Genomic DNA, 20,087 nt, shown 5'->3' on the forward strand with positions numbered 1-20,087 from the left:
CGGTCGCCGGGGTGCGTAAAGTTTGACGCAATTGTGCTGCAGCCAAGTCGTTTCAAACTCATCGCGTTTTGCAACGTGAGGTTAAGTCACGGTTCCTAGGCTCACCCGATAATTTCAGGGGCGGGCGCATTTGGGCATGTTCTTTTCGTTTCGAAGCTGGTCGTTGTGGCGGGTGGTGGGACCGCTGCTGGCCATCGTGCTGTTGCTGGGCGGCCTGTCGGCGGGCAGCCTGCAGGTGATGTCCGCGGTCAGGGCCTATGTGGCCGGCGAAAGCATGTGGTCGAAGGGGCAGAAGGACGCCATCCACTACCTGCAGACCTATGTCAGCACCGGTGCGCCGCTTTATCTGCAGAAGTTCGATGCCGCGATCGCGGTGCCGCTGGCCGATCGCACGGCGCGGCGCGCGCTGGAAGCGCCGGGCGACAATGACGCGGTGGCGAGGGCCGGCTTCGCCAGGGCAGGTAATCACGATGACGACATCGGCGGCCTGATCTGGCTGTTCAAATATTTCCGCACGATGCACCACGTGGCCGGCGCGGTGACGGCATGGCGCAATTCGGATGCGCTGCTCGATCAGCTGATTGAAATCCGGAACGAGGCGGCGAGCGACGTCGCGCTGCACGATCCGTCGGCTGCGACCATCAGGCATTGGGCCGAACGGATCGGTACGGTTGATGCGGCGCTGAGCACGCTCGCCGTCGATTTCTCCGATCATCTGGGCAAGGCGTCGCGTCAGGTCTCCGCGCTGCTGCTGCTGGTCAACCTCGTGATCGCGGCCTGCCTTGCCGGCATCGTGCTGGTCCATACGCGGCGGATGCTGTGGCGGCGCTGGCTTGCCGAGACCGCGCTCGCGGTCGAGAAGGAGCGCGCCCAGCTCACGCTGGCGTCGATCGGCGATGCCGTCATCGTGACGACGCAGGACGAGCGGGTCGACTACATGAACGCCGCCGCGCAGCGGCTCATCGCGGCAGGGCAGGAGGTGACGGGACGGCCGCTGTCGTCGCTGTTCAACATTGCCGAACAGCCGGTGCGCGGATCGTTCGACGCCGCCGACGAAAGCCGGCCGCAGCTCCTGGTGCGGCCGGACCACTCCAGCGTGCCGGTCTCGGTGGTCGAGACCCCGATCGTGCATGCCGGAGAACCGGCCGGCCGCGTCATGATCATTCACGACATGACCGCCGAGCGGCGGCTGGTCGAGGAATTGGCGCGGGCTGCCTCGCATGACGCGCTCACCGGCCTTGCCAACCGCCGGCAGTTCGAGTTCGAACTGCACAAAGCGATGTCGGGCTCGCCGGCCGTCGGCGCCGACCTGATGCTGATCGATCTTGATCAGTTCAAGATCGTCAACGACACCTGCGGCCACATGGCGGGCGACCGGTTGCTGAAGCAGGTGGCGAGGCTGCTGGCGACCGAAGTCGGCAGCAGCGGCCTCGTCGCGCGTCTTGGCGGCGACGAGTTCGGCATTCTCCTGCGTGACGACGGCTCCGCGACGCACGACGTCGCTGCCGACGTTGCGGAGCGGGTCAGGGCGGTGATCGAGCAGTCGAACTTCATTTATGAGGGATCGAGCTTCCGGATCAGCGCGAGCATCGGCCTGGTCGGGCTGGCCGACAGCGCCGGCGTGCAGGACGCGTTGCGGCTTGCCGACGTTGCCTGTTTCCTTGCCAAGGACAAGGGACGCAATCGCGTCCAGGAGCACCGCCCGTCCGACACCGGCATGGCCGTGCGCGTTGCCGAGATGAGCCGGGTCAATCGCATTCGCAAGGGACTGGATGAGGGGCGCTTCTGCCTCTACGAGCAGGAGATCCGCCCGGTGAACGGCGTGCTGAAGGGCAACGACCGGCGCGAGCTCTTGCTGCGCCTGCGCGACGAGAGCGGCGCGCTGGTGCCGCCCGGCAGTTTCCTGCCCGCCGCCGAACGCTACGGGCTGATGCCGCTGATCGACCGCTGGGTGGTTCGCCGCGCCTTCGAGATCATCGCCGAGCGCAAGCACCAGCCGCGCAAGATTGCGAGCTACGCCATCAACCTGTCCGGCGCCACCATCGGCGACAGCGACTTCGTCGACTTCGTCGCCGGGCTGTTCGCGCAGCTTGACGTTTCGCCGGCATCGGTGTGTTTCGAGATCACCGAAACCAGCGCAATCTCGAACCTCGACGAGGCGCAGAAGTTCATCGCGCGGCTGCGCGAGATCGGCTGCAGCTTCTCGCTCGACGATTTCGGCACCGGCATGTCCTCGATCGCCTATCTGAAGCACCTGCCGGTCGACATCATCAAGATCGACGGTTCGTTCGTGAAGGAGATCCTGAACAGCAAGGTCGATCGGGCGATGGTCGAGATGATCACCAAGACCGCGAAGATCATGCAGAAGCAGGTGGTCGCGGAATTCGTCGAGAACCTCGCGATCCTGGACGAGCTGCGCCAGATCGGGGTCGATTACGCCCAGGGTTACGCCATCGGGAAGCCGGTCCCGGTGCTCACCCTCTGGGAAGAAAAGATCGCCTGAGCTGCCGAAATCGTCCCGAATCGGGACCTTTTCGGTCAATTCAGCCCGCCCAAGGCTGATTCTCTGGCACTTTCCACCCGAAAAACGTTTAAAAAACCTCTCGTTGTGCGCTTTGTCTCGATTATGCCTTACTCTAATTCCCTGATATGATGAGTGATCGGTGAATCCCGGTGGGCCGGGTAACAGGCCCCAGAGCACCGAACTTGGGGATTGATGGGTCAACGAACGACGAAACCTGCCCGGCGTAAGTCGAGCCGCGGCATGTCTCTGGTGGGCAGCACGGCGTTTGCCGTGAGCGCGCTTGCCCTGTCGTCTGGCCTTGCCGCCTGGATGGTCGGCATCGACCCCACCGCTTGGCTTCACGGTCCGGCGCTCGCCAACACCTCAGCTTCGCTGAACTTCGACGATCGCTTCGGCTCGCGCTCCACGATCAATTCGGCCTCACTCTATTATCCACTGCGCCGCGGGTTCCGTTCGAGCCGCGGCGATTTCAATTCCGAGTTCGGCCAGATCGAGGACGCGCTGTCCGGCCAGCTGCGCGACACGCAGACCGAACTGCCGACCAGCCAGTCGGCGACGGCGTCCGTCGCCGCCACGACCACAGCGACGACGTCCACCGTGCCGATGCCGCGGTCGCGGCCGGCCGAGGCCAATCTGCTTGCGCGTAACGATCAACCGCCACCGCCACAGGCGCCGGTGCAGCAGGGCGACAACCGGACGTTCCTGCAGAAGATTGCCGATATGATGCCGGGCAAGATGCAGCTGGCCTCGCTCGATCCGAATGATGGATTGTTGTCCGGTCCGAGCCCCGACCTCGGCAAGCTCGGTTATGACAGCACCACGGCGGTCTACGACATCACCGGCCGCATCGTGTACATGCCCGACGGCACCAAGTTCGAGGCGCATTCAGGCCTCGGCAATCTGCTCGACGACCCGGCGCACGTGAATGCCCGCAACGCAGGCGCGACGCCGCCCGGCATCTATGAGATGAAGCCGCGCGAGAAGCTGTTCCACGGCGTGCCCGCGCTGCGCATGACCCCGGTCGATGGCAGCGACACGTTCGGGCGCGTTGGCCTCTTGGTCCACAGCTACATGCTCGGACCGAATGGCGACTCCAACGGCTGCATCTCGGTCAAGCACTACGACAAGTTCCTGCAGGCCTACCGCAGCGGCACGATCAAGCGCATCGCCGTCGTCATCAACATCAAGGATGTTCAGTCGGCCTCGACCCGCGCGGCGTCGAACTCGTAGGCCGCGCGCCAGCGCCTCCGGCAAATTGCGCAGGCTCTTGCAGAGTCCAACCTTCGATCCGCTGACCGCCTCCAGCGCGGCCTGGCTGCTTCTTCCATCGTCTCGGAAAATTGCACCACGTTGTCGCCAGCTCTCCCTGGAGGCGGCGCCGGCTTGATTGTCTTCCCGACACGGTGCAATTATGTATACTGAAAATCGGACATAAATACCCTGATACCTCATATTTGCCTGTTTTGCGATACTATGTATACATAGCGTATTCATAACGCTGAGAGGCGGACCAGTGCCAAAACCCTTTCCAATGAACGCGTGGTACGCGGCCGGCTGGGATGCCGAGATCAAGCACGCGCTGTTGCCGCGGACGATCTGCGGAAAGCATGTCGTGATGTACCGGAAGGGCGACGGCGAGGTGGTGGCGCTGGAGGATGCCTGCTGGCACCGCCTCGTGCCGCTCTCCAAGGGCCGGCTCGATGGCGATGCCGTGGTCTGCGGCTATCATGGCCTGAAATACAATGCGCAGGGCCGCTGCACATTCATGCCCTCGCAGGAGACGATCAATCCGTCGGCCTGCGTGCGCGCCTATCCCGTCGTCGAGCGCCACCGCTTCATCTGGCTCTGGATGGGGGATTCCGCGCTTGCCGATCCCGCGCTGATGCCCGACATGCACTGGAACAACGATCCGGCCTGGGCCGGCGACGGCAAGACCATTCACGTCAAATGCGACTATCGCCTCGTCGTCGACAATCTGATGGACCTGACGCACGAGACCTTCGTGCACGGCTCGAGCATCGGCAATGATGCGGTCGCCGAGGCGCCGTTCGACGTCACCCATGGCGAGAAGACGGTCACCGTGACGCGCTGGATGAAGGGCATCGAGGCGCCGCCGTTCTGGGCCAGGCAGCTGCAGAAGCCGGGCCTGGTCGATCGCTGGCAGATCATCCGCTTCGAAGCGCCGTGCACCGTCAACATCGACGTCGGCGTCGCGCCGGCCGGTTCGGGCGCGCCGGAGGGCGATCGTTCGCAGGGCGTCAACGGCTATGTGCTGAACACGATCACGCCCGAGACCGAGAAGACCTGCCATTATTTCTGGGCCTTCGTCCGCAATCACCGCATCACCGAGCAGCGGCTGACTAGCGAAATCCGCGACGGTGTCGCCGGCATCTTCCATGAGGATGAGATCATCCTGGAAGCGCAGCAGCGCGCGACGGACGAGAATCCGGACCGGGTGTTCTACAATCTCAACATCGACGCCGGCGCAATGTGGGCGCGGCGCGTCATCGACCGCATGGTGGCGAAGGAAAATCCGGCGCAGCAGCTGCAGGCTGCCGAGTAGGCGAGGGGCGAGCCCATGGCGGAACGCGAGACCGATCGTTCAGTGTCGCAGACCGTGCGGGCGCAGCTTGCGCTGCGCGACCTCGTTCTCTCCGGCGGCCTGCGGCCCGGCGAGCGGATCTCGGAGCTGCAGGCGGTCGAGTTCACCGGGGTGTCGCGCACGCCGGTGCGGATGGCGCTGGTGCGGCTGGAAGAGGAAGGCCTGCTGGAGGCGATCCCTTCCGGCGGCTTCATGGTCAAGGCATTTTCCGAGCGCGACATTCTCGATTCGATCGAGCTGCGCGGCACGCTGGAGGGACTGGCCGCGCGCTTCGCCGCCGAGCGCGGCGTCTCGTCGCGCGATCTCGAGCCGTTGAAGGAATGCCTCAACGAGATCGACGGCCTGGTGCGGCAGGATCCGATTTCGGTCGAAGCCTTTTCGTCCTATGTCGCGCTCAACGCGCGCTTCCACGCGTTGCTCACCGAGCTGTCGCGCAGCCCGCCGCTGATCCGGCAGATCGACCGCGCCTCGGCGCTGCCATTCGCCTCGCCGAGCGGCTTCGTGATGGCGCAATCGGCGTTGCCTGAGGCGCGCCACATCCTGCTGATCGCGCAGGAGCACCATCGCATTGTGGTCGACGCCATCGAGAACCGCGAGGGCGCGCGCGCCGAGGCGATCATGCGCGAGCACGCAAGGCTTGCGGCACGCAATCTGCGGCTGGCGCTGCGCAACCGCAGCCATCTCGATCTGCTGCCGGCGCTGGCGCTGATCAATTCGGCAGCCGGCTGAGCGGAGAACGCCATGCGATTCATCGAGACCTGGACATCCGCCACGCTGCTCGCCGTGCGCGACCTCACGCCCGGCATCCGTGAATTCCTGCTGCGGCCGGATAACTTTACGGGTGCGCCCTATCCGGTCGGCAGCCATATCGATGTCGGCGTCACCATCGAGGGCCAGCCGCAGACCCGCTCCTATTCGCTGGTCGGCGAAGTCGATCCGCAGGGCTACCGGATCGCAGTTCGGCGCGCAGCGGATTCCCGCGGCGGCTCGCGCTACATGTGGTCGCTCGCGCCGGGCGTGCGGCTCAACATCACGCTGCCGACCTCGCTGGTGCAGCTCGACTGGACGCGGCGGCAGTATTGTCTGATCGCGGGCGGCATCGGCATCACGCCGATCGTCGGTGCGGCACAGGCGCTCGCCCGCCGCGACGCCGGCGTGACGCTGCACTATGCCGTGCGCACGCGCGGCGATGCGGTCTATCTTGAACCGCTTGAGCGTGCGCTCGGCGACCGCCTCACCGTCCACGCCGGCGACGAAGGCAGGCGGCTCGACCTCGAGCGCGTCTTTTCGGCGCTGCCGCAGGACACGATGACACTGTTCTGCGGCCCGATGCGGATGCTGGACGCGGCGCGGCGCGCCTGGGAGGAATCCGGCCGCCCGCTCTCCGACTTGCGCTACGAGACCTTTGGATCGAGCGGGCTGCTGCCGACCGAGCCGTTCCGCGTGCGGCTCAGGGGCGAGGGGACTGAGCTGGGGACCGAGTTCGTCATCCCGCGCGACCGGTCGATCCTGGACGTGCTCAACGAAGCCGGTCATGAGGTGATGAGCGACTGCCGGCGCGGTGAATGCGGGGTCTGCGCGCTCGACGTGGTCGATGTCGACGGCGAGATCGACCATCGCGACGTCTTCTTCAGTGACCATCAGAAGCGGGAGAGCCGCAAGATCTGCGCCTGCGTGTCGCGCGCCCGCGGCACCATCACGGTCGACACCCTGCATCGGTCGGACACGCCCTGACGAGCCGATCGGCGCGGACGGTCGATCGGCGTTACGCCGCGTGCACCGAGTGCTGCGGATCGTGATCGAGCAGTGCGGAGATCTCGCTGCCTGACATCGGCCGCCCGATCAGATAGCCCTGGACCTCATCGCAACTGGTCTGGCGCAGATATTCGAGCTGATCCGCGGTTTCGACGCCTTCGGCCACGACGCCGATCTGCAGCTCCTGCGCGAGGCCGATCACCGATTTGACGATCGCGGCGCAGTCCGGCTGGGTCAGCATGTCCCGGATGAAGGATTGATCGATCTTGATACGGCTGAACGGCAGCTTGCGCAGATAGGTCAGCGACGAGAAGCCGGTGCCGAAATCGTCGAGCGCGACCGTCAGGCCGAGCTCGAGCAGCGCGTGCAGGATCGCGGGCGCCGATCCGTATTTCGAGATCAGCATCGACTCGGTGATCTCGATCTCGAGACGGTTCGGCGCGACGTTCGCCTCGGCCAGCGCGTCGACGATCGTCTGCAGGATGCCGACGTTCTGGAACTGGACCGCGGAGAAATTGACCGCGATCCGGATGTCGTCCGGCCAGCGCGACAGCATCGTGCAGGCGCGACGGATCACCCACTCGCCCAGCTGGTGGATCAGCCCGCTCTCCTCGGCGATCGGGATGAAGACGGTCGGCGGGATCAGGCCGCGGGTCGGATGCTGCCAGCGCAGCAGGGCCTCGAAGCCGGTGACGCGGCCTTTGCGGATGTCGAGGAACGGCTGGTAGACCAGAAACAGCTCGTCCGCCTCGATGGCGTGCTCGAGATCCCGCTGCAGGGCGCGGCGGTCGCGCGCCGACCGGTCGTCGCTGGCCTCGAAGAAGCAGATGGTGCCGGGCGCGGATTTCTTCGCCCGGTAAAGCGCGATGTCGACGTGCTTGAGCAGGTCGTGGGACGTGCTGCCGTCCCGCGGCGCCAGCACGATGCCGATGCTGATCGTCCGGTTGACCTCCAGCCCATCGATCGGGAACGGGTCGGCAAAGGCCGCGACGAACCGTTCGGCGATTGCAAACGCGTCCTCGGGCCGCGTCAGATTGGACATGATCAGCGCGAACTCGTCGCCGCCGATCCGTGCGACATGTTCGGCCGCGCGCGTGCAGCGCTGCAGCCGGGCGGCCACCTGCACCAGGAACTCGTCGCCTGCCGGATGGCCGAACCTGTCGTTGACCTCCTTGAAGCGATCCAGATCGAGCAGCAGCACCGCGAATTCCTCGCCCGACCGCGCCAGCCGGTTCAGTGCGCCGTTGAGCGCTTCATTGAAGGCGACGCGGTTCGGCAGATGCGTCAGCGGATCCTGCCTCACCGTCCGTTCGGCCTCGTGCTGGGCGATGACCCGCCGCCTGAACTCGAACGCGTTGACGAACACGCCGCGCAGCAGCACCGAACCATAGACCAGCACCAGCACGGCCATCAGGAGGTAGACGAAATCGCCGTCCCGGCCGAGGCAGATCGCGGTGCCGACGAAGATCGGCGCGGTGAACGCAATCGCGGCGATCGGGATGGTGGAGAACGCGAAGGCGCCGCCGGCCAGCATTCCGGCGCACAGGCAGGTGATGACGAGCTGGGCGCCGCTCGATGCGTTCGCGAAGAAGGCGACGGGGACGACGCCCCAGGCCGTCCCGAGCGCCAGCGCATTGCGCACCAGCCGGTACATGGTTCGGCGCGACACGAATTGCGGCTTGGCGATGCGGCGCGATGCCCGCGCCTGCAGGCCGAAGAACAGCGCCGCGCTGCCCACCGCGACCGCCCACACCAGCGCAAAGGCCCAGTCCGGCGATCGCCACAGCGCAATCGCGAGCACCAGCGCGTTGCAGGCGTTGGCCAGCATGATGCCGAAGGAATAGCCGAGCACCAGCGAGACCTGTTCGGCGCGAATGTGGCCGGCAAGCGCTTCATCCGTCGGTGGTGCACCGAAGGCCGCGAGGTCGCCGGCGAACAGGGTCGCGAAATATGATCTCAGATGGGTACGCATCACTACGTTGCCTGCCCGGTTTGGCCATGGCGCCGTGGCGAAGAATTCTCTGCAAACCTTTGACAAACTATGAACTATTGGAACGGACCGTGCCGCGGCGGGCCGCTCCTTCGGTTCCACCGGCAGGCATTGCTAACAAATCGATACAAATGCGTGACGCGAGGTCACGGATCGGCAAAGCTTGCCGCGCGCCGCGCTGCTTGATCCCCCGCGGGTTTTTCGCGATGAGTCGGGTTCCCGCGAACGGCAAAAACCAGAAGGTGCGCATGAGCCTCCCGACGACGAACCACGATCCCGGGTTCCGTATCACGCGGGCCAGCCATGTCGTCCTGAGCGTTCGTGATCTTGCGGCGAGCCGGCAGTTCTACGAAAAGGTGATCGGGCTGATCCTGACCGCGGAGGAGGGCGGCACACTCTATTTCCGCGGCGTCGAGGAGGCCTGTCATCACAGCCTTGCGTTGCGTAAAGGCGAGGGCGCCGCCTGCGCACGGCTCGGCCTGCGGGTCTTTCAGGACGATGACCTCGACCGGCTCAAGGCCTTCTTCGAAGCGCAGGGATGCCGGGCCGCCTGGGCCGAAGTGCCGCATCAGGGCCGCACCCTGCACGCGACCGATCCGGCCGGCACGCCGCTGGAGTTCTGCGCGACCATGCCGGTCGAGCCGCGCATGATCACCAAATTCACCCGCCCTGCCGGCGGCTCGGCGCTGCGGCTCGATCACTACCAGGTGCTGACGCCGGAGCTGCGCAAGGCGTGCGAGTTCTACACCGCGGCAGGGTTTCGTCTCAGCGAATATATCGCGCCGGCTGATACCTTCGACCTGCGCGGCGTGTTCCTGCAGCGCAAGGGCAATCCGCACGACATCGTGTTCTTCAACGGCGCCGGACCGCGGCTGCATCATTTCGCATTTCTCGCGCCCGAAGTTCATCATCTGCTCAACGCCTGCGATGTCGCCGGCGAGCTCGGCTATGGCGCGGCGGTTGAACGCGGCCCCGGGCGTCATGGGCCGGGACACGCGATGTATGTCTACATGCGCGATCCCGACGGGCATCGCGTCGAGCTGTTCAACACCCACTATCAGATCATGGACATCGAGAACGAGCCGGTCGGCTGGGATCCGTCCGACCACACGATCTCGTTCCCGTGGGGGTTGCCGGCGCGGCAGGCCTGGTTCGAGGAGGCGACGCCGTTCGAAGGTGTCGCGATCCGCGAACCCGAGGTGAAGCCGAAGCCGCTGACGCTCGAGAGCTACCTCGCGAAGTAGCATGTCATTGTCAGCCGATTATCCCATCCATGACGTGGCCATCATCGGCCTCGGGCCGGTCGGTGCCATCTTCGCCAACCTGCTCGCGAAATCCGGCTTGCGCGTTGCGGTCGTCGAGCGCGTTGCCGACATCTACGACAAGCCGCGCGCGATCACGCTCGACCACGAGGCGCTGCGCGTGCTGCAGGCGATCGGGCTCGGCGATTTCATGGAACAGGCGATCGCTCCGCATAACGGCTCGCACTATCTCGGCGTCGACGGCGAGATCATCAAGATCTTCGATCCGATGCCGCCGCCGTTTCCGCTCGGCTGGATTCCGAACGTGACCTTCGTGCAGCCGGACGTCGAGCAGGCGCTGCGCGACAAGCTCGCCGACTATCCGCATGCCGACATTTTCCTTGCGGCCACGGGCGTGGCGCTGCAGCAGGACGATGGCGCGGTGATGCTGACGGCACGCCGCGAGACCGGCGAGGAGTTCTTGATCCGCGCGCGCTATCTGGTCGGCTGCGACGGCGCCAACAGCTTCGTCCGCAAGCAGCTCGGCATCGGCCTCGACGACCTCGCCTTCGATGAATGGTGGATGGTGGTGGACACGCTGACCAGCGATCCCGCCAAGCGGCCGGCCAAGAGCTTTCAGTATTGCTGGCCGTCGCGTCCCGGCACTTTCGTGCCGGGTCCGCGCAATTTGCGACGCTGGGAGATCAAGCTGCTGCCCGGCGAGGACCCCGAGGTGGCCGGCGCGCCCGACAACGTCGTGACGCTGCTCAAGGGTTTCACCGATATCTCCGACCTGACGATCTGGCGCTCGGCGGTCTATCGCTTTCACGCGCTGCTCGGCCGGCGCTGGCGCGACCGCCGCGTGCTGCTGATGGGCGATGCCGTGCACCAGACGCCGCCGTTCCTCGGGCAAGGGCTGTGCGCCGGTATCCGCGATGCGGTGAACCTGGCCTGGAAGTTGCGGCTGGTTCTTCGCGGCGACGCGGGCGGTGCGCTGCTCGACAGTTACGAGATCGAGCGCAAGCCGCATGTCCGCGCCGTCGTCGCCAGCGCCAAGGAGTTCGGCAAGATCATCGGCGAGCTCGATCCGGTGGCCGCCGTCGAACGCGACATGCGGCTGCGCGCCGACCTGAAGGCCGGCAAGGCCGAAACCATCAGGCAGAAATTCATCCCCGATCTCGTCTCCGGCCTGATCGCGCGCGATGCCGCGCTTGCCGGGCGGCTGTTCGTGCAGCCGCATGTGCGCGCGCCGGATGGGCGGACGTGCCGGCTCGACGATCTGCTGCAGCCGGAATTCGCGATCGTGACGACGGCGGCGGAGCGGATGGTGTGGCTGTCGGATGCGTCCGCTGCCGCCTGGCAGCGTCTGTCGGGCGAGCGCGTCGTCATCGCCACATCAGGCGAAAGCGCCGATCGAGGCGATATCCTGACCGTGGTCGAACGCGACAGTTTGTTCGCGGACTGGATGCGGCAGCATGACTCCGCGGCCGTCATCGTGCGGCCGGACCGCTACGTCTTCGGCGCCGCGCGCAATGCCGGCGAGCTCAGTATGCTTGTCGGGCAACTGCTCCAGAACCTCAGCGCAGGGCACTAGTCTTTTCAAGGCTGCGCTTTGTCTGTACCACCGGAAGAAAGAAATTCCGGGGGAAACCAGTGAACAACAATAGCGATGCGGCGGAGTATGATTACGTCATCGTCGGTGCCGGCTCGGCCGGTTGCGTGCTCGCCAACCGCCTGAGCGCTGACGGCAAGCACTCGGTGCTGCTGCTCGAGGCCGGCCCGAAGGACAGCAACATCTGGATCCATGTGCCGCTCGGCTACGGCAAGCTGTTCAAGGAAAAATCCGTCAACTGGATGTACCAAACCGAGCCCGAGCCGGGCCTGAACGGGCGGCAGGTGTTCCAGCCGCGCGGCAAGGTGCTTGGCGGCTCCAGCTCGATCAACGGCCTGCTCTATGTGCGCGGCCAGCATGAGGACTATGACCGCTGGCGCCAGCGCGGCAATGCCGGCTGGGGCTATGACGACGTCCTGCCCTATTTCCGGAAGGCGGAAGATCAGCAGCGTGGCTCCAACACCTATCACGGCGCCGGCGGCCCGCTGCCGGTGTCGGATTGGCGGCATCATGATCCGCTGTCGGAGGCCTTCGTGCATGCCGCAGCCGAGGTCGGGATTCCCACCAATCCGGATTTCAACGGCGCGACCCAGGAGGGCGCGGGCTTCTTCCAGACCACGACGCGGCGCGGCCGGCGCGCCTCGACGGCGCGGTCCTATCTGCGGCCGGCGTTGACGCGCGGCAATCTTCATGTCGAGACCTCGGCGCTGGCGCAGCGCATCCTGTTCGACGGCAAGCGCGCGAGCGGCGTCGCCTACAAGCAGAACGGGCAATTGCGCAAGGCCAAGGCGCGCAGGGAGGTGCTGGTATCGAGCGGTGCGTACAACTCGCCGCAATTGTTGCAGCTCTCCGGCGTCGGCCCTGCCGATCTGTTGAAGCAGCACGGCATCGACATCGTGCTCGATGCGCCCGGCGTCGGCAACGACCTGCAGGACCACATGCAGGTCCGCATCGTCACGCGCTGCGCGCAGACCGTCACGCTGAACGACGTCATCAATCATCCCGTGCGCCGCGTCATGGCGGGCCTCCGCTACGCCGCGCTGCGCAAGGGGCCGCTGACGATCGCCGCCGGCACCTCGGGCGCGTTCTTCAAGACCAGCCCGCGGCTTGCCTCGCCCGACATCCAGATCCACTTCCTGCCGTTCTCGACCGACAAGATGGGCGAGCAGCTGCATCCGTTCTCGGGCTTCACGGCCTCGGTCTGCCAGCTGCGTCCGGAGAGCCGCGGTTCGCTGAAGATCAGGAGCGCGGACCCGGGCGTGCCGCCGGAAATCCGCATCAACTATCTGGCGACCGAGACCGATCGCCGCGCCTTCATCGACGGCATCCGTATCCTGCGCAAGATCCTGGCGGCACCGGCGCTGAAATCCTATTCAGTGGGCGAGGTCGATCCCGGCGCCAAGGTGGTCAGCGACGACGACCTGCTCGATTTCTGCCGGCGCACCGGAAGCACGGTCTATCATCCGACCTCGACCTGCCGGATGGGCAACGATCCGCTCGCGGTGGTCGACCAGCGGCTCAAGGTGCGCGGCATCGAAGGTCTGCGCGTGGTCGATGCGTCCGTCATGCCGGACCTGATGTCGGGCAACACCAATGCGCCGACGATCATGATCGCGGAGAAAGCGTCGGACATGATCCTGGAGGATGCGAGGTAGGACGCCATCCGTCATCCTGAGAGTCTGACTCATAAATCACTCAACCTTAGCTGCAGCCGCGAGTCTGCGGGTCAGGAGCCTGATGTGTGCAATCAGCAGCCAGGCAGCTTCGGTTGCCACCGTCGCCTCGAAGTCCTTGGCGAGGCGGCGGCATCTGCCGAACCAAGCGAATGTGCGTTCAACCACCCACCGCCTCGGCAGAAGCTGGAAGCCTTTGACGCCTTGAGGCCGCTCGACGATCTCGACAGTCCATGGACCGCAGTCTGAGAGCGCGTCGAGGAGTTGATTTCCGCGGTAGATCCGGTCGGCAAAGACGTGGCGCAGCCGGGGGAAGTTCATCCGCACGTTCTTCAGCAGCGGTACGGCGCCATGGCAGTCCTGAACGTTGGCGGGATGAACATGAACCCCAAGGAGGAGGCCATTGGTATCCGTCACAATGTGCCGCTTGCGGCCGTAGATGCGCTTGCCTGCATCGTAGCCGCGCGGTCCACCAGCTTGGGTGGTTGGCGCACTTTGACTGTCGATCACGGCTGCCGTCGGCTTCGGTGTCCGTCCAAGCTTTTTTCGCGCCCGTCGGACAAGCACGCTGACAATCCTCTGCCACCGGCCTGTATCCCGCCATCTATAAAAATAGCCCTGCACGCGGCAACAGGCGTCTGATCACCGCCCACTCCGCATCGGTCATATCGCTTGCATAACGCAGATCGTCCCGCCGATATTGCTCCCGAGTGATCTTGGTCCAGGGCATCGTGCTCTCCCTCGAATCTTTGCAAATCCGATGGAATCACACCCCACTGAGATCACTCACCCATTTTTCAGTCAGGCTCTGAGGAGCGCGTAGCGCGTCTCGAAGGATGCACGGCCCCGGTCTGACGGCTCGGAAAGCTCCGGGCCGTCGACCCTTCGAGACGCGCGCAAGAGCGCGCTCCTCCAGCGACAAAGGCGAAGCCTTTGCGCGGTGACGGTGATAGAGTGGGCGACTGGACGTCAGCCCTTATACGCGCGCACCCGTGCGACCATCTGCTCGACATGGGCGATCGGCGTCTCGGGGAGGATGCCGTGCCCGAGATTGAAGATCATCCGCCCCTTGCCGAAGTTCTCCAGCACATCGTCCACCGCGCGGTCGAGCGCGGCGCCGCCGGCGATCAGGGCCAGCGGATCGAGATTGCCCTGCACCGCGACGCGGCTTTGCACGCGCTCGCGGATCATCGACGGCTCGGTGGCCCAATCGATCGAGACCGCATCGACGCCGGTTTGCTCGATATAGGCCGGCAGCATGCCTGCCGCGCCGCGCGGGAAGCCGATGATCCTGGCATCGGGGACCTGCTTGCGCACCCCGGCCACGATGCGCCGGGTCGGCTCGATCGCCCAGCGGGCGAACTCGCGCGGCGGCAGCACGCCGGCCCAGGTGTCGAAGATCTGCAGGCAGTCGGCACCGGCCTTCAACTGGCCGACGAGATAGTGGATCGAGTTCTCGACCAGCACGTCGATGATCTTGGCGAACGCATCCGGATGGCGGTAGGCAAGCATCCGCGCGGGTGCCTGGTCCGGCGTGCCCTGTCCGGCCACCATGTAGGTCGCAACCGTCCACGGTGCGCCGCAGAAGCCGATCAGTGCGATCTCGGGGGCGAGTTCGCGACGGACGCGGCGCAGTGCTTCAAAAACCGGCTCGAGCGTGTCGAAGTTGGCATCGGTTGCCAACGTCGCGATTTCGCCGGGCGTTGCCAGCGGATCGAGCCGCGGTCCTTCGCCGGCCTCGAAGCGCACCGAGCGGCCGAGCGCGTAGGGGATTACCAGGATGTCGGAGAAGATGATCGCGGCGTCGAAGTTGAACCGGCGGATCGGCTGCAGCGTGACCTCGGCGGCGAATTCGGGCGTGAAGCAGAGATCGAGGAAGCCGCCGGCCTTGGCGCGCAGCTCGCGATATTCCGGCAGATAGCGGCCGGCCTGCCGCATCATCCAGAGCGGCGGCACGGCCTGGCGGTGGCCCGATAGCACGTCGATGAGCGGCTTCTTGGTGGGATCCTGGGGCACGCGGATAGTTCCTGATCACGGTCAAATTTGCGCCCCTGATACACGCTGCAGCGCAATGGGCCAAGGCGGTTCTGGAACCCCCCTTTGCGCGGCCGCGTTGTCCCCCGAATGGAGGGACGACATGGCCGACAAATTCGATCCTGCCCCGCACGACAAGCATGCCGAGAAGCCGCACGAGGCGCAGGCTGCCGACCGCAAGGCCCGCACCCGGCTGAAGGAGGGGCTCGAGGATACCTTCCCGGCCTCCGATCCGGTCAGCGCCACGCAGCCCGCGCCGTCAAAGCACGACGGCAATCGGGACAATTAGCTGGTGTATGCCAGCGCCTGCTAACCACGATGCCAAGAGAGTTCCACATGCGGCGAACTATTCGCCGCGGAGCGATGGCCCGGAGCACCGGGCCCGTCCGCATACCGTGATCGCCGGGATAGTCTAGACGGGGCCGCTTGCGGGGCGCTGCATCCGGTCAGATTCGAAAGTCACGCCGAGCCGGCGCTCCAGGCGCCAGGCCACAATGCAGTGCCGCCGGATCGGTTCGCTCTCGATCTCGAGGTCGAACGCGAGCGGGATTGCGACGTCGCTTTCCACGGCGAGCCCCGCGCCGCCGGTCGAGAGGTTGAGCACAAGACATCCGACACTGCTGTTGCGGAAGAAGATCGTCCCGCGCTTCAGCAGGATCGTTCGTTGGCTGTCGGTCTTGTATCTTATCGTTGTGCTCACGGCAGTCTCCTACCCCCGATGTGATGCCCGTCGCGATCGGTCCCCTCAAGCGCGATGGTCGCGCTTTCGCTTCTTGTTCGAGCATGATCTCCGCGCAAACGCTTTGCGTTTGTCGCGAGGGAAAACCGCTTCGTACTCTTCCGGATCATGCTCTAGGTGGTGTGGACATTTATCGCATCCATAAGACGATGGCTGCGAGAGTAACGACGGCCAGGTAATTTCGGGCGGTCTTTTCGAAGCGGGTTGCGACGCGGCGGAACTGCTTGAGTTTTGAGAAGCAGCATTCGACGAGATGACGCTGGGCATAGAGATGCTTGTCCAGCGGATATTTGAGCGCACGTGACGGGTTGTTGGGGATGACGGCGAGCGCGCCTTTGGCAGCGATCGCCTGGCGCAAGTGATCGGCGTCATAAGCCGTATCCGCCATGACGACCTGGGCAGGTAATCCCTCGATCAATTCGGCGGCTTGCGGTACGTCGCTCTTCTGACCTGCGGTGAGCTTGAACCGTACGGGACATCCCAGGCCGCGAACGGCCATATGTATCTTGGTGCTCAGGCCACCGCGCGAGCGACCGATCGCCTGATCTTCAGACCCCCTTTTTTCGCCCCAGCGGCGTGCTGGTGCGCCCGGACGATGGTGGAGTCGACGATCAGATACTCGAAGTCCGGATCACCGGACATCGCTTCGAATATGCGCCACCAGACCCCCTTGATGCTCCATCGACTGAAGCGCCGAAACACGCTGTTCCAGTCTCCAAACACCTCCGGAAGATCACGCCAGGGAGAGCCAGTGCGCACGATCCAAAGTACGCCCTCCACAAACATCCGGTTGTCCCGTCCGGTCGAACCCTTCTGGTCAGGCCGGCCGATGATCAGCGGCGCCATCCGCTCCCATGTCGCGTCGCTCAATACCAAGCGGTCCATCACACCCAAGGCGGCCTCCCCAAAAGCAGCCTTGAATCTGATTTGCGCCTAAAAGGGAATCCTTAGAGTCCACACCACCTAGGTGAGCGTTTTCTTGATTCGAATCATATCAGGCGGCCTCGGCGAGTTTGTAGGACCAGGTGTGGATGACCGGATGGCGATTGACGTCGTCGATACCGGCCATGATGCGCTCCTTGAGTTCGTGTTTTGAGGCCACCCGGATGTGGCGCAGGACTGAACGGGCGAACTTGGAGAAGAATCCCTCGATGAGATTGAGCCACGAGCCGTGCTTGGGAGTGAAGGCGAGCTCGAAGCGTCCAACCGGTCGAGTGGCGAGCCAAGCTCTGGTTTCTCGCGAGATGTGCGCGGAATGATTGTCGAGGATCAATTTGATCGCAGTGTTGGGCGGATAGGCGGCATCGATAAGCCTGAGGAGTTCAATGAACTCTCGACTGCGGTGACGGTCTTTGACAACGGCGTGGACCTTACCGGTGAGCAGATCGATCCCAGCCAACAGGCTGAGCGTGCCATGGCGTTTGTATTCATGGTCGCGCGCAAAGGTGGCGTGGACACCAGGCTTGGGCGGCAAATCCGACGCCGTCGTTGCGATGGCCTGGATTCCCGGCTTCTCGTCGCAGGAGACGATCGTCACCGGCTTTCCCCGCCTCTTTCCCTTGGCAGAGGCTTTCTTCAGAACTTGGACTTCACGATAGACGCACAGGACCTCCGCCATCTTCTGTTCGAACTCGGCGTCGCGGTTTTCAAGATAGTAACGCACCTTGTGCGGCTTGATTTCCTCCTGGCCGAGGATCTTGCACACCGTTCCCTGGACCAAACTGGCCAAACACGCATGCCCCGCCGCCGGCCCGTGTTCGCGCGCATGGCGCGCCAAGAGCCGCGTCGTCCACAACTCATGTGGATAGCCGTGGTCCTTGGCCTTGTCGCACGCCAGCGACACCAACCAGGCCTTGGCTTCAGGTGTGATGGTTGGTTCCTTGCCCGGTCGCGGGCGATCGTCGAGGGCCGCCAGCGGGCCATCGGCCAGCGCGCGCTCGACACAGCGCTGCACCGTCTGATGATGGACCCCAAGTTTCTGGCCCACCGCGCAGAACGAAGGATTTTCCCGATACGCCAGCAGCATCTGCGCCCGCGACACCCGGCTCGCCAGTTCGGTTCTCGACCGCGAAAGCGTCGTCAAGGTCGCAATCTCTTCATCACTCATGGCCAATTCGACCGCTCGCCGCCATCCTGCCATGATACAACTCCTCGTTTCGCCGACCGCAAACGAGGAATCCGCCAACAACCCGTCCGTTCCACCAATCAGCCTGATCCATGACGCAGGTTTCATGGAATCGATCGTCTAGTTCACCAGCACGGCGCCATCGCAGCGGATGCCCAGCACCCAAACGTCGACCTGGCCGAGCCCGATGCCGAGCGTCGCGAGCAGCGACGCCAGCACCTGATCGACTGAACTCGTCACGCCGTTCAGGATGCTCATGACGAGCGCCCCCAATCCCGGGATCGGCAGCCCGAGCGGGCCGAGATTGATGGTCAGCGAGAGGTCGCCGAGCAGACTTCCTGTCAGCGATGAAAGGAAGTTGGTCGTCGTCACCGTCTTCTTGGTGCCCGACTGGATGTCGCTGTAGCTGAAATTGACATTGGTCGGCGTGGTGTTGCCCATGCCGGCATGGGCGAGGCCGGTGACGGTGGCGAGACCAAGGTTGACCAGTGTCGCCGGCGGCGGATTGGGCTTGGTCGTGAAGTTGGTCATGTCGGCGATCGTGACGTTGCCGATCCATGCATCCACGATCCCAGGCGTCACGCCGATCGTGACCTGCGAGGTGTTGATGTTGGGGTGGCCGCAGGACACCGCGTTGAGTGTCGCGGTACTCGAGGCGACCTCGACATAGACCGGGAGATTGATCGCAGACACGGTGCCGGAGCCGAGCACATTGATCGTCGCCAGGATCCTGGTCTGCGCGGTGTGGACGCTCACACCCTGGGTGCCGATCGCGATCCAGCTCGAGCCGACCGGTCGCTCGCCGATCGTTGCGATCACGGAGACGTTGGCGATGCCGGGCAGGCCGAGATTGATCGAGGTCGCGATCTGATGGTTGCCGTTGGCGATCTGGGCCACCGTGGAAATCAGGTCGAACACCGAAACGCTGGCGCCGACCTTGGGTTTCTGCCCCGCCGTGAGATTGGCGAAGGGACCGAGGTCGACCAGCGTGCCCGGCGAAATCTTGGTGGTGGAGCCGGTGACGGCCTGGGAGATCGTCGACAGCGCTGTGGTCGCCGCGTTGGCGCCGTTGGTGATCTGCTGGGTGGTCAGCGCCGACGCGACGATGTCGCCGACCTTGATGTTGCTGCTCAGCAGGTCGCTATAGGTGACGCCGGTCAGGTTGACCCGGGTCGCCAGTGCCGACAGGAAGTCCAGGGCGTCGATCTTGGCGCTGATCAGCGCATTGTAGTCCATCACCGAGAGCGACAGCGTGGTGCCGAGCATCGAGCCGAGCAGCGCATTGAGCGCGCCGCCGTTGACCGAGAGCAGCCTCGACCCGATCGCGAACGAGGCCATTTCGGTCGATGTCGCGGTAGCGGTCGTCTTGATGGTGAAGCTGCTCGCGCCGGTGAGGTACCGCGCGAAGTAGAGCGGGGTCTGGGTGTTCAGCGTGACCCGCGCGGCGTTGGGAGTGCCGACCGCCGGGGTCACGAAACGGGCCTGCGGCGCGATGGCGCTGTTTGCGGTGTAGGTTCCTGTCTCGACCTTGACCAGCGCACTGGCCGGGTACTTGTTCTGCGTAACCGTCGCGGTGGCGGCGTTGACCGGATTGTTCAGGTTGGCGGCGGCGACGATCGCGGCGAGATCGGCGGTGCTCTGCGTCTTGCGCCGGTCGGCGAAGATCGTGCCGAGATCGATGGCGAGCCCGGCGCACCCGATCAGGAGCGTCATCAGGCCGGCGCTGATCATCGCGAAGTTTCCTCGTTCGTCGGCGCCGAAGCGCCGCATCAGCATGAGGACGCCTCTCATC

At 64.8% G+C, this 20,087-nt stretch carries 15 protein-coding genes and 1 pseudogene; 9 read left to right on the forward strand and 7 right to left on the reverse strand.

The window, feature by feature from the left end; genetic code table 11:
* Positions 1-136 precede the first annotated feature (136 nt).
* The 5 genes from J2R80_RS14940 (at position 137) to J2R80_RS14960 (ending at position 6,860) form a co-directional block, all read left to right on the forward strand.
* A complete protein-coding gene (locus J2R80_RS14940) occupies positions 137-2,503 on the forward strand; it encodes an EAL domain-containing protein (protein ID WP_253638803.1) in 2,367 nt (788 codons plus the stop codon).
* Positions 2,504-2,764: 261 nt separating this feature from the next.
* Positions 2,765-3,754 (forward strand): DUF2778 domain-containing protein, encoded by a 990-nt coding sequence (locus tag J2R80_RS14945; protein WP_225158626.1) that lies wholly within the window; start codon positions 2,765-2,767, stop codon positions 3,752-3,754.
* A 283-nt stretch (positions 3,755-4,037) separates the two neighbouring features.
* Positions 4,038-5,087, forward strand: a complete 1,050-nt coding sequence (locus tag J2R80_RS14950; protein ID WP_253638804.1) for a Rieske 2Fe-2S domain-containing protein — start codon at positions 4,038-4,040, stop codon at positions 5,085-5,087.
* A 15-nt stretch (positions 5,088-5,102) separates the two neighbouring features.
* Positions 5,103-5,855: a GntR family transcriptional regulator gene (locus J2R80_RS14955; protein ID WP_253638805.1), complete on the forward strand. Its 753-nt coding sequence runs from the start codon at positions 5,103-5,105 to the stop codon at positions 5,853-5,855.
* A 12-nt stretch (positions 5,856-5,867) separates the two neighbouring features.
* Positions 5,868-6,860, forward strand: a complete 993-nt coding sequence (locus J2R80_RS14960; RefSeq protein ID WP_253638806.1) for a PDR/VanB family oxidoreductase — start codon at positions 5,868-5,870, stop codon at positions 6,858-6,860.
* Positions 6,861-6,891: 31 nt separating this feature from the next.
* Here J2R80_RS14960 and J2R80_RS14965 read toward each other — a convergent pair whose 3' ends face one another.
* A complete protein-coding gene (locus J2R80_RS14965) occupies positions 6,892-8,853 on the reverse strand; it encodes a bifunctional diguanylate cyclase/phosphodiesterase (RefSeq protein ID WP_253638807.1) in 1,962 nt (653 codons plus the stop codon).
* A 266-nt stretch (positions 8,854-9,119) separates the two neighbouring features.
* On the opposite strand from J2R80_RS14965, the gene J2R80_RS14970 reads away from it, so the two are divergent.
* The 3 genes from J2R80_RS14970 to J2R80_RS14980 are packed head-to-tail and all read left to right on the forward strand — an operon-like array spanning position 9,120 to position 13,379.
* Positions 9,120-10,115, forward strand: a complete 996-nt coding sequence (locus J2R80_RS14970; RefSeq protein WP_253638808.1) for a VOC family protein — start codon at positions 9,120-9,122, stop codon at positions 10,113-10,115.
* Between the two features lies 1 nt (position 10,116).
* Entirely contained in the window at positions 10,117-11,706 is a 1,590-nt protein-coding gene (locus J2R80_RS14975) for a bifunctional 3-(3-hydroxy-phenyl)propionate/3-hydroxycinnamic acid hydroxylase (RefSeq protein WP_141340763.1), read from the forward strand.
* Between the two features lie 59 nt (positions 11,707-11,765).
* Positions 11,766-13,379 (forward strand): GMC family oxidoreductase, encoded by a 1,614-nt coding sequence (locus J2R80_RS14980; protein ID WP_076826091.1) that lies wholly within the window; start codon positions 11,766-11,768, stop codon positions 13,377-13,379.
* Between the two features lie 36 nt (positions 13,380-13,415).
* On the opposite strand, the pseudogene J2R80_RS14985 reads toward J2R80_RS14980, so the two are convergent.
* A pseudogene (locus J2R80_RS14985) lies at positions 13,416-14,127 on the reverse strand (IS5 family transposase).
* Positions 14,128-14,366: 239 nt separating this feature from the next.
* Entirely contained in the window at positions 14,367-15,413 is a 1,047-nt protein-coding gene (gene hemE / locus J2R80_RS14990; protein ID WP_057016932.1) for a uroporphyrinogen decarboxylase, read from the reverse strand.
* Between the two features lie 121 nt (positions 15,414-15,534).
* On the opposite strand from hemE, the gene J2R80_RS14995 reads away from it, so the two are divergent.
* Entirely contained in the window at positions 15,535-15,720 is a 186-nt protein-coding gene (locus J2R80_RS14995) for a hypothetical protein (RefSeq protein WP_028333252.1), read from the forward strand.
* Positions 15,721-15,843: 123 nt separating this feature from the next.
* Here J2R80_RS14995 and J2R80_RS15000 read toward each other — a convergent pair whose 3' ends face one another.
* From J2R80_RS15000 to J2R80_RS15015, 4 genes are all read right to left on the reverse strand, one after another.
* On the reverse strand, positions 15,844-16,131 hold the full coding sequence (locus tag J2R80_RS15000; RefSeq protein ID WP_229189556.1) for a PilZ domain-containing protein: 288 nt from the start codon (positions 16,129-16,131) through the stop codon (positions 15,844-15,846).
* Positions 16,132-16,300: 169 nt separating this feature from the next.
* A protein-coding gene (locus J2R80_RS15005; protein ID WP_139481326.1) for an IS5 family transposase occupies positions 16,301-17,064 on the reverse strand; the annotation gives its coding sequence in 2 pieces (ribosomal slippage) (positions 16,301-16,726 and positions 16,729-17,064; 762 coding nt in all).
* Between the two features lie 100 nt (positions 17,065-17,164).
* Positions 17,165-18,310, reverse strand: a complete 1,146-nt coding sequence (locus J2R80_RS15010) for an IS630 family transposase (RefSeq protein WP_253638809.1) — start codon at positions 18,308-18,310, stop codon at positions 17,165-17,167.
* Between the two features lie 105 nt (positions 18,311-18,415).
* Positions 18,416-20,086 carry a pilus assembly protein TadG-related protein gene (locus J2R80_RS15015; protein WP_141340495.1) on the reverse strand — a complete coding sequence of 557 codons (1,671 nt, stop codon included), beginning with the start codon at positions 20,084-20,086 and terminating at the stop codon, positions 18,416-18,418.
* Between the last annotated feature and the right edge of the window lies 1 nt (position 20,087).

Source organism: Bradyrhizobium sp. USDA 4541 (assembly GCF_024171085.1).
Classification (GTDB): domain Bacteria; phylum Pseudomonadota; class Alphaproteobacteria; order Rhizobiales; family Xanthobacteraceae; genus Bradyrhizobium; species Bradyrhizobium australafricanum.